Genomic DNA, 15,012 nt, shown 5'->3' on the forward strand with positions numbered 1-15,012 from the left:
ATTTTTTAGAGTGAAGAAACATGAGGAGAATTGAAATAAAGTGCGATTAAATTTATAAAGAAATGGGTACCTATACATACATAAGATGCCAGTTATGTTATTAAATAATTGGTTTATCTTATATAGAAAATTAAACAAGCATAACCCCAACCTAAATTAGAATGGGGTTATACTTGTTTTAGACTTTGAAATAAAATAACTATATTGTCATTTTACAGTTTCTATTTTAAAAGTTTAATCCGTATCTATATCAATTTCTGAAAGTCGCCCTTCAACTGCATCTGTAAGGAGGGTGTTTAACCATTGCAATTCAACTGTAATATGTTCAATAACGCTTTGCAAAATATATAGTTGTGCACGTGGAATTTTTCCTTTGCTACAATCATAAATAGTTTGCATATTATGTAAATATTGAATGGTGTCATTTTTCTTCTTTTCTAAAATAGGAACTAACTCTTGATCATTACCAAAATGAGCGAAAGAGAGTGCCGAATAAATTGGTTTATATATTTGGTTTTTTGCCTCGAATTGTTTTAATAGTAACGTGTGAAATAATCGTTTACCTTCTTCTGTTATATGAAAGATTGTTTTATCTGGTCTATTTGTATCTCGAACAATAGTTGTAACACGAATTGCCCCTTGTTTTTCTAATTGCTCGAAGGCATAGTAAAGTGATCCTTTTGCATATTTAATATAACAGTCCATTTGTCGTTCTTTCATGATGTGTTGCACTTCATATGGATGTTTATCTCCTTCGAGTAGCAAGCCGAGAATGACTAATTTCATACTCATGCTGTTTCAACTCCTATATATAAAAACTTTATACATATTATAAACGGCATATCCGTTTTCATAAAGGGATATGCCGTTTCTTTTCTATATATTAACTTACCTTCTTCTGTTTTTGTTTCGTTTTTGGACCTGTAAAAAGGCGCTCATTTCCCATAAGTAAAATGCAAATAATACTTAGTACAGCCGGGATCAGTGCCCAGAAGAATGTACTGGCAATAGATGTAGCAAGAGCTTCTTTAATACCAGTTAATATTTCAGCAGGTATTTTATCGGGAGCACCTGGTGATAATAAGAAACTTGTGTCTCCACCCTTTGGAGCTAATTTTGCTAGTTCAGGTGGGAAGAGAGTGTTTAGTTTATCTGTAAAAATATGATTTTGAATTGTACCGAAAATTGTTACACCAAGAGTCATACCGAGTGAACGGAAAAATGAGTTTGTTGATGTAGCAGAACCACGGTCTCTCATTTCTAATTTGTGAATCGAAGACATACTTAAAACTGAGAATGAGAAACCAACACCAAGTCCAGCGAGAACCATAAATAGTGTTACGAGTAGGCGAGGTGTGTCCATTGTTAAAGTGCTTAGTAAATAAATGCCAAGAACGAAGAAAACTCCAGATGCCATCATAATGTTACGATAACTTGTTCGAGAAGCTAACTGTCCACCCGTTTGACTTCCAATTACAGAGCCAATCATCATAGGTGTTAAAATTAATCCAGCATTTGAGGCTGAACCACCGAGAACACCTTGAACGAAGATTGGGATATAAACTGTACAGATGATAAAAGCGGCACCATAGAAAAAGGCAACACCTTGGCTAGCTGCGAATAAAGGTTTTTTAAATAGATGGAAAGAAATGATAGGCTCGGTTGCTTTTCGTTCTACGAAGAAGAAAATAATAAGCATAATAACAACTGTTGTAAATAAGCCGATAATCACAGTGGAATTCCATGCGTATTCTTTACCACCAAGTTCTAATGCGAACATTAAGCAAACGATACTAATAACAAGTGTAATAGCGCCAGCCCAATCGATTTTTTGTTTTCTAAATTCTAGAGATTCACTATAATATTTCGTAATGAAGAAGAAGGAGATAAGTCCTAATGGAATATTAATATAGAAGACCCAGTGCCAACTTATATAGTCTGTAATATAAGCACCTAATAAAGGGCCGAATACACTAGATGTTCCGAAAACAGCACCGAATAGCCCTGTCATTTTTCCGCGCTTTTCTGGTGGGAATATGTCGTACATAATAGTGAAGGCGATAGGCATAAGAGCTCCGCCACCAATTCCTTGAATTGCTCTATAAATACTTAATTGCTCAATACTAGATGCTGTTCCACAAAGTGCAGAACCGAACAAGAAAAGAATAAGGCCACCAATATAAAAGCGTTTCCGTCCGTACATATCAGAAAGTTTTCCGAAGATAGGCATTCCTGCCATCGTTGCTACCATATATGCAGACGTGACCCAAACGAACTTGTCAAATCCTCCTAGGTCTCCAACGATTGTTGCCATTGCTGTTGCAACGATTGTATTATCCATTGCCGCCATTAAAATACCAAGTAGTAAACCCGCAACAACAAATTTTGTCTTGCTGGAGTCTTTTTTTGATAATTGAGATTCCAAAGATAACCCTCCTTTAATAATAAGTAAACTATATTAAGTTTTGAGTGCAGCGCATAAAAATTATAAATATATTTTTAAAAATCAATTTACACAAGTGCACTGACAAAGCCATAAAGAATATTATAGTCAAATTTGACTAAAAGGCAAACCTTTTCTTCCGTCAAAATATTCTGTTGTATGGACAGCGAAAGAGTGAGTAATACTTAGTATTGGTAAAAAGTCAATGAAGGAAATTGTAAAAAAATATTTCAGTAAGAATACCTGCTGTTAACAGATGAAAAATGGTTTTTTCTTTACTTTGTCGAATAGGATAAAAGGAGGAGTAATAACTATATATCGTTTGTAACGAGCTTTATTAATATTGTGTAGAGAGGCAGAATAAGGTCGTATGGATATGATGCATCTGAAATGGGGTGAATATTATTATGAAAATATGGAAACGAATTCCGGATCAAGGAAGGCGTTCAATACCGCTACAACCGGTATTATGGATTGATGGCTCAAAAAAGGAAAACGAATGTCCTAACGTAGCAGTTACATTACAAATCCGTAGTATGTATAAAGAAAAATTTTCATATGAACTGACCTATGATGTAAACGACATACTTATTATTCGAATTGAAGTTGAAAATAAAGGAATGGAAATGATTTCACGAGTTGTAGTAAGCCATATGATTCGAGATTATTTTGCCTATATTCCAAATTCATTAAAGGTTGATAAGGGGATGAGCGAGTTTCTGTTCCAGCTTGTAAGGTGGAGAATTGATAATTTATTACCAAATGAGAAGGTAGAATTAATTTGTAAAATAAAAGCAAATAAAGATAAAGAACTCAAAAACACACTATTTCAGGCTACATATACATTTCAATATAACGGAGTATCATATGGTCCGTTGCAAACAAATGAAGTTGTTGTACGGCAATGATAAAAAGGAACCTTACTTTGTAAAATTAAAGATAAGTGAATGCATGATTTTATTATGATAATAATAACTTGTCTTTAATGTCACACATAATATTAAATTCAAGTACATCATTCAGATAGTGGTGTACTTTTTTGATTATTAGACCTCTTAAATGATCTCATTTACTACTACAACATGATGTGAAAGATGATGCAACTACAACAACATTTTGTGGTGAAATCATACAAGAACATACATTCTTAGAACGAATGTTTTTTATGAAGGTGGTGTACGTGTTGAAAGAATACACTGTCAAAGAGGTAGCTAACCTCATAGGTAAACATGAAGAAACAATTAAGCGTTGGATTCGAGCGGGGAAATTACCTAACTCATATAGAAATAGCGACAAAGAGGGGTGGAGAATACTTGAATCTGATTTATTAAAGCTAAACAATGTTATGTCGACCAACAAAATAACACCACAGAAAGATGAAATAAATTCGAGATATGATGAAACGGAGTTAGTAAAATTAGCATATGAGGCTGTTACTCTTATTTCTCCTACTGAAGAAACTTTATCTATTTTATCTGTCGTAGGAATTAAAAGAACTTTAGAGATACTCTTAATCATGCAACAATCAGCAACAAAGGTGAAGAATCCTGATGGATTCATTCGTAAGGCAATTCGTGAGCACTGGAGTCCGATTTCTACTCCTATAAAGTTGCCAAGAAAGCAAAGTAAAAGGGTTTATGAGTTATCACAACATGAATATGAAGAACAATTTAACAAAGTAGAAAAACAACAATCAAAAGTCCCTTTCTATAATTGGCTTGAAGATTAACTTAGTAAAAGTAGGTGTTATTCTTATGTCTAAATATTGGTATGATTATTGTCCTGATGGTGTGGAAAGTCGGTTTGAATTGTTAGTCTTTAATTGTAAAAATCAACCTTTTCTTCCGTTAACGGAGCATTATCATGATTGTATTGGGCGAATCAGTAAAAGTTCGGCTCTTTCGTACATGCAATGCCTTCTTCCATTTTTCACATGGTTAGAACAATTTAGCAACTTTCAAGGAAAACGAGTTAAATGGGATGATTCTCCCGACATCATACGAATAGCCATTGAAGATTACCTTATGAATGAAATGGCTTGTAAAGTAAGAGAAAAGGATACTTTTCGATTTGTTAATCGAACAAGTAAAAGTCCTAATACAGTTAATCGTTTCCTTTCGGCATTAAAGTCATTCTATAAATCTCTAATTCATTTAAAGCAATATAAGTATTTAAATCCCCTAATAGATTCATATAACATATTAAACGACTATAAAAGTAATATCGAAGGTGTAAGAAAGGACAAACCTCGTATGCCATCAGAAGCAGGAACAGAAGATGCTACATCACATAGAAGATTAACCGATTCTTATTTCAAACTAATCAATGAAGAATGGCAACCTAAAATCATTGGTGATATTCACCTTCCCTATCATGTTTATCAAGCGGGGAAAAAAGTCAATTGGTCATTAAGAGAAGTTGTGATTGCTCGTATGCTTTTTGAAACAGGGGCAAGAGCATCTGAAGTGATTGAATTAACGATTGGAGATTATCGTTCTCGTAAATCATTTCAAGAAGCAAGTACATTCAACAAAGGGAGTCATGGAAAAAGGGTGAAGTTCCTTCGGTTTAGCAAAGATACGGTCAAGTTGCTCATGAGATATATTAATACAGAACGAAAGCAATATGACGAGTTACAACGTAACTTTGATATCTTGCCAGATGAAGTACCAATATTCCTTACGGAACTTGGCTCTCCTTTAACTTATGAATCATGGTATTACCATTGGGATAAGGCAATGAAAGAATGTGAAATTAGGCTAAATCCACATAAAACAAGACATTGGTTTGTAACGTCAAGATTACAAGAAATCTATAATACTTCTAATACAGAAGCAGACATTAAACAAAAGAAGAATGAACTCATTAAATATATCAAGTGGAAAGATGAAGAAACTATTAAGGTTTACGAGCATTACTTTGATGAAGAAAATCACCGCAAAGCACATGATGAAATGTTGGAAAGTATGGTACAACAAGAGCAAGAATACCTGAAACAAAAGAAAAACAAATCTAAGAAGAACCCCAACTTAACAGTCATAGAAAATGACTTGGATGGTATTGAGATAGATGATGCAATTTGAGAATTATTAGATGGATTGGAGTAGTTGCAATGACCGTACTAATAGATAAGCCACAATCAATATTTTATAAGCAATTATTGGGCAACGTAGATGAACAACTTCTTCATTTACAAGATTTAAGAGGGGAGTTTTTGTTAGATAAAGTACACGAAAACAATATAAAATATTATGTTCGTAACGTAATAAATAAGCCTTGGAATAATCATTTTTTACTCATAATATTTTGTTACGTTAATAAAAATGCAGATGTATTAACGATAAGAAATAGAATTATGTCACTAAATGCAAGATTTAATACCCTGTTTAAGATATATCGATTAAGTTTAATAAACGAATTTAACATTGAAACTCATGGCTACAAATACCTCAAAGGGAAAGTTCAGCAGAAAGATTCTGATTATTTACGTTCTGAATTTCTAACATATTATAGAGAAATCTCTTATTCGACAAAAAAATGGATTTCATCAAATCTGAGCAATGAGCAACAATCGTATTTTGAACAATACTTATTCACTATGCCATCTTACGATTCAAAAAATTTCTCTTTTACTAAATCAGCTAAAGAACAGGCACAAAACACTCGGAAGAATGAAACAGATGTTATTGTGCCACTACTACCTCAAATTCGAACAGAAGGGCATTTCCGTTGGAACCAATTAAATCGACTATTACAATCGTTTTTAAAGGCGTGTGAACAGGCTAAAACAACAAATTGTGAACTCCCCTTAGAGTTTCACTATGATGAACCTGAACGTATCGGAGAACGCTTTTATTTTCGTCTGTGGGACAAGCCGTCATTTATTTTAAATCATCAAGAACATTTCTCTACATCATTGTTAAAATCAGCATATAAACGTACAGGGGCATATTCAGAGAAAAACAACGATTACTTCGTAGAGTTTATGAAAGCGGAACGCTTAAATGAGGATGAAGAAGCCGAAGGCCTTTGGTTTATGGAACTATTTAAAAAAGGTGTTATAGGGCAATGGAATAAAAATGCAAACGATGACGAAATCATACAAAAACGAGAGTTGTTATATTCATGGGGGTATGGTGAGGAAAATTCTATTAAAAATTCTGTTCCCTTTTTTTTCAATGCATAAAGGAATAATTACATCAAGTATCTTTGTTTCTCGTAATAAAGATATAGCAGAGGGGATTTTATTTGATGTAGAACCTTTATATGCAGGAGTAACCTTCGGTTTATTAGCATTAGATATTTTTACAACAACAGGTGCAAGATTAAATGAGTTACTGCAATTAAATAACACAAAGGAATGTATTCGAACAGTAAAAGTCGAGAGCAAATTACGATTTTCCTTCTACGCTATACCAAAAGGTAGAGATGAAGTTGAATCATTTTATATTGGCAACCAAACAATGAAGCTAATTGCTAAGGTCATTAAATTGCTTAAAGATCATTATGGTACAGAAAAGGTACCAAGTGTTAAATATCGCTATTCTCGGAAGCATCTATTTCCTAAACCAAAACCTTACCTCTTTCAATACAACAACAAGGCATTTAACGATAATACAATTCATTCATGCCTTCGCTTTTTACTTCATGGATTGCATTTTGAAACACAAGAAGGTAAAGCTGTTACAATAAAAACACACTTATTACGTCATGCTTTTGCCACTGAAGCTGTTCAACGGCAAAAACTACCGATTGATATTGTAGCAAAAATCTTACACCAACGAGATGTAGGAGTAACTGGATATTATTCAGAGCCTACCCCAAGTCAAGTAGCTCAATCTATTAGTGATTTACATGATGTTATTTCCGATTATGTTGACTTAGATGGAGCTGTATTACGTAGTCCCGAAGAACTTGAAAAAGAGATTGAAGAATACAAAGAAAAAGTTGGAGTTTTTAATAATGTTGTCGGTGGAACATGTGTCACAGACCATCTTTGTCCCATAAAAATGCAGTGTTTAGGTTGCCCAGCCAAAATTCCACAACCCGAAAAAAAACATGAGTTATTAGAGGTTATTGAGTTATCTAAAGATATGGAGAAACGATATAATTCATTAGGTTTAACCGTAGATGTAAAGAAAGCAAGGGTGATGCGTAAACACGCTCGAAACGAGTTGAAAGAAATTGAAATCATTGAAAAATATAGGGAGGAACAAAAATATGAGCCACCTATTCAATTCGACAAATAATAGACCGTGGCTAAAAGATAGTCATCAAAAACGTAGCAACCGTTCGGTTGAGATTGGAAAAAAAGCAATTGATTTATTAATTAAACAAGGTAAATCTATAACATATACAAATGTAGCTGATGTATCAAAAAAGGTCGACCCTGAAGGTAAAGGCATACATCCGAATACCATACGGACAAACGAGCAGTTGTATAAGTGTTACAAAGAACATAGCCTAACCTATAAGCAAAAAGCGAATAGTAAAAGTGTCAAATCCACCTTCAATGCTGAAATAATTGATATGGATTTTCGTAGAATAAAGCTAAACCGAAATGAAGAAAATACAAAAAGAAAATATATGAAGTTATCCAAAAAGGAACTTGTCCATCGTCTATTTTTAGCAGAACAACATATTGCAGAAAATAACTCAAAATGGGTTGCTAAACATTTTGAAAATTTCAAGTAAATGTTGTTGTGGTAAATGAGGTCATTTGTTGTACAAAAAGGAGAGATAAATATAGGCATTTTAGGCTTATTCATCTATCCTTTCTTTTTTGTATAAAATGTGTGACATTATATTCAGTTATTTAATTCAATACACTTTTAAATGTTTTCTTGACTTTTAATAAAAGTATGAAAGGTTCCTTTTTGATTCCCTTTTTTGTTCGATCCATATTTACAATAGTGTCGATGTAATTTTAGCGACAACAGAAACCCCGATAGTAAACGTATAATAATATCTGACAGATTTTTCTTTTGTAGCATGTAGGTCACCATATTTCTAAAATGATGCATGGCATATATATGAAATAGAATAGAAATGGTAGACAAGCTTAAGCGGAAATGTACACTCAATATGTACATTTTTTATTTTGTAGAAAAACATAATTGTTATAGAAACATATATTGGTATAGAAGGGAGGTGAAGTATGAAACATAAAGGGAAAATTAGTGGATTATTACTTGGGAATACAGTGGCAGTTACAGAATGGATTGCGCTTCAGGATGTAATTACAAAACTGGATTCGCGATCATTTTATACCGTCTTTATTATTTATATATTGCAAATGATACTCAGCTATTATTTTGGACATTGGTATGATAAAAGAGCGAGTGGGCGTATGGATACGGAAGTAGGAGGAATGGCAAGTAATGATTTTGTAGTTGATTTTTTTGAGAAAGTAGCTGCTTTATCAGAACGAGATTCTCATAATATTACAGTGTACATTCTTTCTGTGAAAGAATGGAAAGGACTAAAAGAAACAGTGCAAGAAAAAAAATTGGAGGTGTTAGTACAAAAATTGGAGAGCACGATTGTAAAGACAATTCGTAAAGGCGATGTCGTTACGAAGTGGGATGAAAATAAGTATGTGATTGTGGCGATTGATAACGGACATGAAAAATCGACAATAACAAACCGATTAATGAAAAATATTGAAAGTGAAATAGAAAATGGTTTGTTAAGTATGACTCTATTATTTGGGGCTGCTAGTTATCCAATAGAAGGAAAAACGTTTGAAGAATTGTTAAGAAAGGCACAAAATCAATTGTACCAGCATAGAAATTTGTAAAAAAATAAGTGAAATTTTGATTTGAAGAAATATGATATGAAGAAGTTTTGATTGTAACATTTTTTTGACTTTTATTACAAAAAGAACTTTTTTTGTAATAAAAGTCTTTAAAAATATATGAAATAGGCATATAATTATGATGGATGTGTCAATGCATTTTGCACAATGTGTTTCATTTTAAAAGTGTAGAGGAAAGCATACTCTACACTTTTCCTTTTTAGGGAATGGCAAGAATAATTGTAAGTTGTTGCAAGATAGCATTTATACTGTGTAAAATGAACGAAGAGATTATTTGATAGAAAGCGGGAAAGGGAATGATAGAATGATAGACGTGTGAGAACAACGAACATCTTTTATCAGGTGAATAATTACTGTTGTTCTTCAAATTATTATGGTTGTGATGAATTCCGTTGTACTTTTATGTAATACATAGTATGAATAGGTTTTAAAAAGTTCCAAGTAAAAGATGGATATGAAACTGCTATTTAGTTCAAAAACGGAAAATGTAATTTTAAGTAATACAATTTGTACAAGCATTATAAACAATATGAATGATTTTCGTAAAAAAGGTGCGAGTGTGGAGTTTAGTTTATAGAAGGATATATAATTTCATAACTTTTTACACGATGATCGTATATAAGTAGGAGGAAAAAGATGTTGAAATATAGTAAATTAGCAATTGTAACTGCATTATCAATGACTTTACTAGCGGGTTGTTTCGGGCCGAAACCAGAAGAGGAATTATATGTTGCATTTGAAAATGCTGCAAAGCAAGAAAAAACAATGTTTGAAGATGCAAAAAAACTTGAAACTTTAGAGAAAGAGGGACAAGAATTATATAACCAGATTGTTCAAGAAGGAAAAGATAATAATCAAACTGTTAAGGAAAAACTAAACCAAGCAGTGAAAAATACAGATGAACGAGAAAAAGTGCTTAAAAAAGAAAAAGAATCTTTAAATAAGGCACAAGAAGAAGTGAAATCGGCAGATAAATATGTGAAGAAAATTGAAGATAAGAAATTGAAAGATCAAGCGGATAAAGTGAAAAGCACATATGAGAAACGACATGATTCATTTAACAAAATGTATGATAGCTATAATAAATCGTTAAAACAAGAAAAAGAATTATATACAATGTTACAAGATAAAGGTACGAAATTAAAAGATATTAGTGAAAAAGTAAAAGTAGTAAATCAGTCTTATAAAGATATTGAATCAGAAAAAGACAAGTTTAATGAATTTACGAAGTCTTATAATACAGAAAAAATTGCTTTTTATAAACAAGCAAATATTAAAATTAAAGAAGAGAAAAAATAAAACAGTTTGGCCTACAATTGGCCAAACTGTTTTATTTTTTTGTATAGGTACGACTATACCATGGGACAGGTTCACTTAATTTTTTTTCTTGTTTTAGCGCTTCAGGACCAATATAATCTTGAAGTGTTTTTTTTGCTACTGTTAAAGATAAGGTTGTTTTCGGATTTCGATAGGAGGATTCAAGATGACCGAGATGTGGTAGGATTCGAAAATCTTCTTTTGTAGGAGGAATATGGAAAAAGTAATCACCTAAACGTATAAGAACATCAGATTGTTGTTGGCTAAAACGTGGATTTCTAGAGAAATGTAATCCTTCTTTAATAGCTTTTTTTTCAGTAATTAAGCGTTCTAAAGCTGTCTTTTTTAACCAGTATAAATACTTCGGATTAGTTGCAGCTTTAGCATGACGATTCACAACGAAAATAGATTGAGCTAGTCGATTAATAGAATGTTGGTTTTGTAATTGAGATTGTGGTTGTGAAGGTTTCATATTAAATCTCCTTTCAATTTTTCATTATTATACCATAAGTAAAAGCGATTTTTATTATATGCAAAAAGTGATTGTATATATTTTCAATATTAAAGCAATATTGTTACAAAAAACAACTATTTTGTATAATAGTAATAGAGTGTGTTTTAGAAATTTGATAATGAAAGAGTGAGAAGTTTGAAAGAAATATTAAAACAGCAATATGCCATTATAGATATTGGATCTAATACAATGCGTTTAGTTATTTATGAAAAGCAAAACGGAGGTTTTTATAAAGAGATTGAAAATACGAAAGTGGTTGCAAGGTTAAGGAATTACTTAGTCGATGGTGTGTTGATTGAAGAAGGAATAGAGGTATTGTTACAAACATTATTTCAATTTCAAGAAAGTACACGATTCCATCAGTTGCGCCATGTACTTTGTGTTGCAACAGCAACAATTAGGCAGGCTGAGAATCAAGAGGAAATTAAAAAACTTGTTGAAGGACAAACAGACTTTACTCTTAGAGTATTATCAGAATATGAAGAAGCGCGTTACGGCTATTTAGCGGTTATGAATTCAACTTCGTTCTCGGAAGGGATTACAGTAGATATTGGTGGAGGAAGTACGGAAGTTACATACTTTCGAAATAGAGAGATTTTAGAGTATCATAGCTTTCCTTTTGGGGCACTTTCTTTAAAGCAACAATTTATTAAAGGGGACATACCTACTGAAGAAGAGTTGGAAAAGCTTCAAACGTACTTAGAATATCAATTTCGAACATTACCATGGTTAATTGATAAGAAATTACCCCTTATTGCAATTGGTGGTAGTGCGAGGAACTTAGTGAAAATTCATCAAAATTTAATTTGTTATCCTATAGCAGGAGTACATTTATACAAGATGAAAGAAGAAGATATTAAAAATGTGAAAGAAGAATTGGAAGGCTTGTCGTTCATAGAACTTCAAAAATTGGAAGGATTGGCAAAAGATCGAGCGGATACAATTGTTCCCGCAGTCGAAGTATTTCATACGCTTGTTAATGTTATAGAGGCACCAGCATTTGTATTAAGTAGAAAAGGATTAAGAGAAGGTGTTTTCTATGAAGAGTTGACAAAAGATTTGGGAATTTCATATTATCCGAACGTGGTCGAAGAAAGTTTGTATTTATTATCACATGAATATGAAATGGACATGGAATTTGTAATACAGCTTATTAAACATGGAAGATTAATTTGTCAACAGCTTGAAGAAACAGGGCTGATTTCTATGTCAGTAAAAGACTGGGAAGTGTTCCATCAAGCAGCGAAAGTATTTAATATAGGCAAATATATAGACGAAGAAGCGAGCCGTTTGCATACGTTTTATTTATTAGCAAATAAAACAATTGATGGTATGATGCATAAAGAGCGAGTTAGATTAGCGCTTATTGCGTCTTATAAATCAAAAATGTTATTCAAACAACATCTGTCTCCGTTTGAAGGATGGTTTGATAAAAACGAACAAAAAAAAATTCGCCTATTAGGGGCTGTTTTACAATTTTCAGCAGCTCTAAATATAAGACAAAGATCGCTTGTTGAATCAATATCTATAACAGAAAGTAAAGAAGGATTAACATTTGAAATTGTATGTGAACAATCGGCGTTAGCGGAAAAAGTGCAAGCTGAAAAGCAGAAGAAACAGCTAGAAAGAGTATTGAAAACAAATATTACCTTATTATTTAAATTAAAGCATTGAGTTGTACGGATGTCTTTACAAAAAATTTACACTTTATAATATTGTAATTTGCTAAAATGAAAGTAACTAAATTATAGTAAAAAAGTTTCAAGGGGAAGTGTGAAGAGAATGGAATTATCGAAGGGGAATATAGTAAATTTAAATGATACAGCTTATTACAACAATCGAGAGTTAAGTTGGTTAGCATTTAATGAACGTGTACTACAAGAAGCACAAGATGAAACGAATCCACTCTTAGAAAGATTAAAGTTTATTAGCATTTTTAGCTCAAATTTAGATGAATTCTTTATGGTACGCGTGGCAGGATTGAAGGATCAAGTGAGTGCTGGTTTTAACCAACCAGAAAATAAGGCCGGCTTAACACCAAAAAAGCAACTAAATAAAATTGCGATAAAAGCACATGAATTAATGACCGTACAGTATGGTACGTTTAAAAATTATGTGTTGCCAGCGCTGGAGTTAGAGGGGATTGAGCGTTTAACATTCCATGATTTGACGAAAGAACAGAGAGAATTTATAGAAGAGTATTTTGATGAACAAATTTTCCCAGTCTTAACACCTGTGGCTATCGATGCGTATCGTCCATTTCCGATGTTATTAAATAAAAGTTTAAATTTAGCTACTCTTTTATATGATGAGAAACAAGTGGAAGAAGAAAACCGCACGAAGTTAGGAATTGTACAAGTTCCTTCACTACTGGAACGTTTCATATTTTTACCGAGTGAAGGACAAAAGCATAAATTTATTTTATTAGAAGACGTAATTAGTAGTTTTACTCATAAATTATTTACAGGATATAAAGTATCATCTGTTACTCGTTTCCGTATTACACGCAATGCGGATTTAACAATTCACGAAGAAGGTGCGAGAGATTTATTAAAGGTAATTGAAAAAGAATTAAAAAAGCGTAAGTGGGGAGCTGCTGTACGTTTAGAAGTTGGCAAAGAACACATTGATGAAAGAGTATTAGCATTATTATATGAGGTGTTGGAAGTAAAGGATGAAGATGTGTATATAATGGATGGACCGTTAGATTTAACATGTCTATTTTCTTTATATAAAAAACTAGCGCCTTTATATGAACATTTAGTATATCCGGCTCTTATTCCGCAACGGCCTCAAGACTTAGGGGATGCAGAAGATGTATTTGAAAAAGCGATTGAGCATGATATTTTATTACATCATCCCTTTGAATCGTTTCAGCCAGTAGTTGATTTTGTTCGTGATGCGGCAGACGATCCGAATGTACTTGCAATTAAACAAACATTATATCGAGTAAGTGGGGATTCGCCGATTATTCAGGCGCTAAAGGTAGCGGCTGAAAAAGGGAAGCAAGTGACAGTATTAGTTGAATTAAAGGCAAGATTTGATGAAGAAAATAATGTGCATTGGGCTAAAGAATTAGAACAGGCGGGATGTCATGTTATTTACGGTGTAAGTCATTTGAAAACACATAGTAAAATTACACTAGTTGTAAGAAGAAAAAACGGAAAAATCGAAAGGTTCGTACATCTTGGGACCGGAAATTATAATGATGCAACCGCAAAGCTATATACCGATTTTGGCTATATTACATCGCGAAAAGACTTTGGGGTCGATGCAACAAATTTCTTTAATTATTTGAGTGGTTATACAACAAAACCGCATTTTCATCATTTATCGGTTGCGCCATTTGATATAAGAGAGCAATTTATCGATTTAATAGATGAAGAAATTCGTTATCATAGGCAATATGGAAATGGATATATCATTGCTAAAATGAATTCATTAACTGATAAACCACTCATTAAAAAAATGTATGAAGCATCACAAGCTGGAGTAAAGGTAGAACTCATCGTTCGAGGAACATGTTGCCTACGACCTGGTATTCCAAATGTAAGTGAAAATATTCGGGTAGTTAGTGTTGTTGGGAGATATTTAGAACATAGTCGAATTTATTATTTCCATCATAATGGGGAAGAGAAAATATATTTATCTTCAGCTGACTGGATGACAAGAAATATGGAGAAACGTGTAGAAATATCTTTCCCGATATTAGATATTGAAATGAAGGCACGAATTAAGGCGATTTTACAGCTTACTTTAGCTGATAATGTGAAAACACGTGAACAAAATAAAGACGGTGACTATTATTATGTTATTAATAATGGGGCAGAAGAGATTGATAGCCAAGTGAAGTTATTTAAGATGGCGTATCAAAACACAGATGCTGAATAATGAGAACAAAGTAAAAACCTCTTTTTAAAA

At 32.7% G+C, this 15,012-nt stretch carries 11 protein-coding genes and 1 pseudogene; 9 read left to right on the top strand and 3 right to left on the bottom strand.

The genetic code is table 11. From position 1 onward, the window contains the following. Nucleotides 1-234 precede the first annotated feature (234 nt). Together QCI73_RS07655 and QCI73_RS07660 are read right to left on the bottom strand one after the other, a co-directional pair. Nucleotides 235-792, bottom strand: a complete 558-nt coding sequence (locus QCI73_RS07655; RefSeq protein ID WP_327922566.1) for a PadR family transcriptional regulator — start codon at nt 790-792, stop codon at nt 235-237. Between the two features lie 91 nt (nt 793-883). After that, a complete protein-coding gene (locus QCI73_RS07660) occupies nt 884-2,425 on the bottom strand; it encodes an MDR family MFS transporter (RefSeq protein ID WP_353822726.1) in 1,542 nt (513 codons plus the stop codon). 425 nt (nt 2,426-2,850) lie between these two features. Here QCI73_RS07660 and QCI73_RS07665 point away from each other — a divergent pair, with 425 nt between their 5' ends. From QCI73_RS07665 to QCI73_RS07700, 7 genes and pseudogenes are all read left to right on the top strand, one after another. Next, nucleotides 2,851-3,351: a hypothetical protein gene (locus QCI73_RS07665; RefSeq protein WP_000708168.1), complete on the top strand. Its 501-nt coding sequence runs from the start codon at nt 2,851-2,853 to the stop codon at nt 3,349-3,351. A gap of 275 nt (nt 3,352-3,626) precedes the next feature. Beyond that, the gene (locus QCI73_RS07670) at nt 3,627-4,172 is read left to right on the top strand and encodes a helix-turn-helix domain-containing protein (RefSeq protein WP_483299573.1); all 546 of its coding nucleotides are present in this window, start codon (nt 3,627-3,629) and stop codon (nt 4,170-4,172) included. 25 nt (nt 4,173-4,197) lie between these two features. Then, on the top strand, nt 4,198-5,526 hold the full coding sequence (locus QCI73_RS07675; protein WP_353822728.1) for a tyrosine-type recombinase/integrase: 1,329 nt from the start codon (nt 4,198-4,200) through the stop codon (nt 5,524-5,526). A gap of 29 nt (nt 5,527-5,555) precedes the next feature. Then, a pseudogene (locus QCI73_RS30840) lies at nt 5,556-7,692 on the top strand (site-specific integrase). Further along, the gene (locus QCI73_RS07690; RefSeq protein WP_353822731.1) at nt 7,664-8,137 is read left to right on the top strand and encodes a hypothetical protein; all 474 of its coding nucleotides are present in this window, start codon (nt 7,664-7,666) and stop codon (nt 8,135-8,137) included. Before QCI73_RS30840 ends, QCI73_RS07690 begins: the two are co-directional and overlap by 29 nt. 463 nt (nt 8,138-8,600) lie before the next feature. Further along, nucleotides 8,601-9,242 carry a diguanylate cyclase domain-containing protein gene (locus QCI73_RS07695; RefSeq protein ID WP_074606322.1) on the top strand — a complete coding sequence of 214 codons (642 nt, stop codon included), beginning with the start codon at nt 8,601-8,603 and terminating at the stop codon, nt 9,240-9,242. 654 nt (nt 9,243-9,896) lie between these two features. Further along, on the top strand, nt 9,897-10,559 hold the full coding sequence (locus QCI73_RS07700; RefSeq protein ID WP_000922491.1) for a YkyA family protein: 663 nt from the start codon (nt 9,897-9,899) through the stop codon (nt 10,557-10,559). 31 nt (nt 10,560-10,590) lie between these two features. On the opposite strand, the gene QCI73_RS07705 is transcribed toward QCI73_RS07700, so the two are convergent. Further along, on the bottom strand, nt 10,591-11,049 hold the full coding sequence (locus tag QCI73_RS07705; RefSeq protein ID WP_000804868.1) for a YkyB family protein: 459 nt from the start codon (nt 11,047-11,049) through the stop codon (nt 10,591-10,593). A 177-nt stretch (nt 11,050-11,226) separates the two neighbouring features. Between QCI73_RS07705 and ppx the strand changes: the two genes are divergently transcribed. Together ppx and QCI73_RS07715 are read left to right on the top strand one after the other, a co-directional pair. After that, complete coding sequence (gene ppx / locus QCI73_RS07710) at nt 11,227-12,765, top strand: exopolyphosphatase (RefSeq protein ID WP_070806768.1); 1,539 nt, start codon at nt 11,227-11,229, stop codon at nt 12,763-12,765. Between the two features lie 108 nt (nt 12,766-12,873). Further along, complete coding sequence (locus QCI73_RS07715) at nt 12,874-14,982, top strand: polyphosphate kinase (protein WP_000423563.1); 2,109 nt, start codon at nt 12,874-12,876, stop codon at nt 14,980-14,982. Nucleotides 14,983-15,012 lie beyond the last annotated feature (30 nt).

This window comes from Bacillus cereus group sp. MG16, assembly GCF_040459875.1.
Classification (GTDB): Bacteria; Bacillota; Bacilli; order Bacillales; family Bacillaceae_G; genus Bacillus_A; species Bacillus_A paranthracis.

Bases quoted from the DNA above. Each gene is read 5' to 3' on its own strand.
- QCI73_RS07655 (WP_327922566.1), bottom strand. From the start codon at position 792: ATGAGTATGAAATTAGTCATTCTCGGCTTGCTACTCGAAGGAGATAAA.
- QCI73_RS07665 (WP_000708168.1), top strand. From the start codon at position 2,851: ATGAAAATATGGAAACGAATTCCGGATCAAGGAAGGCGTTCAATACCG.
- QCI73_RS07675 (WP_353822728.1), top strand. From the start codon at position 4,198: ATGTCTAAATATTGGTATGATTATTGTCCTGATGGTGTGGAAAGTCGG.
- QCI73_RS07690 (WP_353822731.1), top strand. From the start codon at position 7,664: ATGAGCCACCTATTCAATTCGACAAATAATAGACCGTGGCTAAAAGAT.
- QCI73_RS07695 (WP_074606322.1), top strand. From the start codon at position 8,601: ATGAAACATAAAGGGAAAATTAGTGGATTATTACTTGGGAATACAGTG.
- QCI73_RS07700 (WP_000922491.1), top strand. From the start codon at position 9,897: ATGTTGAAATATAGTAAATTAGCAATTGTAACTGCATTATCAATGACT.
- QCI73_RS07705 (WP_000804868.1), bottom strand. From the start codon at position 11,049: ATGAAACCTTCACAACCACAATCTCAATTACAAAACCAACATTCTATT.
- QCI73_RS07715 (WP_000423563.1), top strand. From the start codon at position 12,874: ATGGAATTATCGAAGGGGAATATAGTAAATTTAAATGATACAGCTTAT.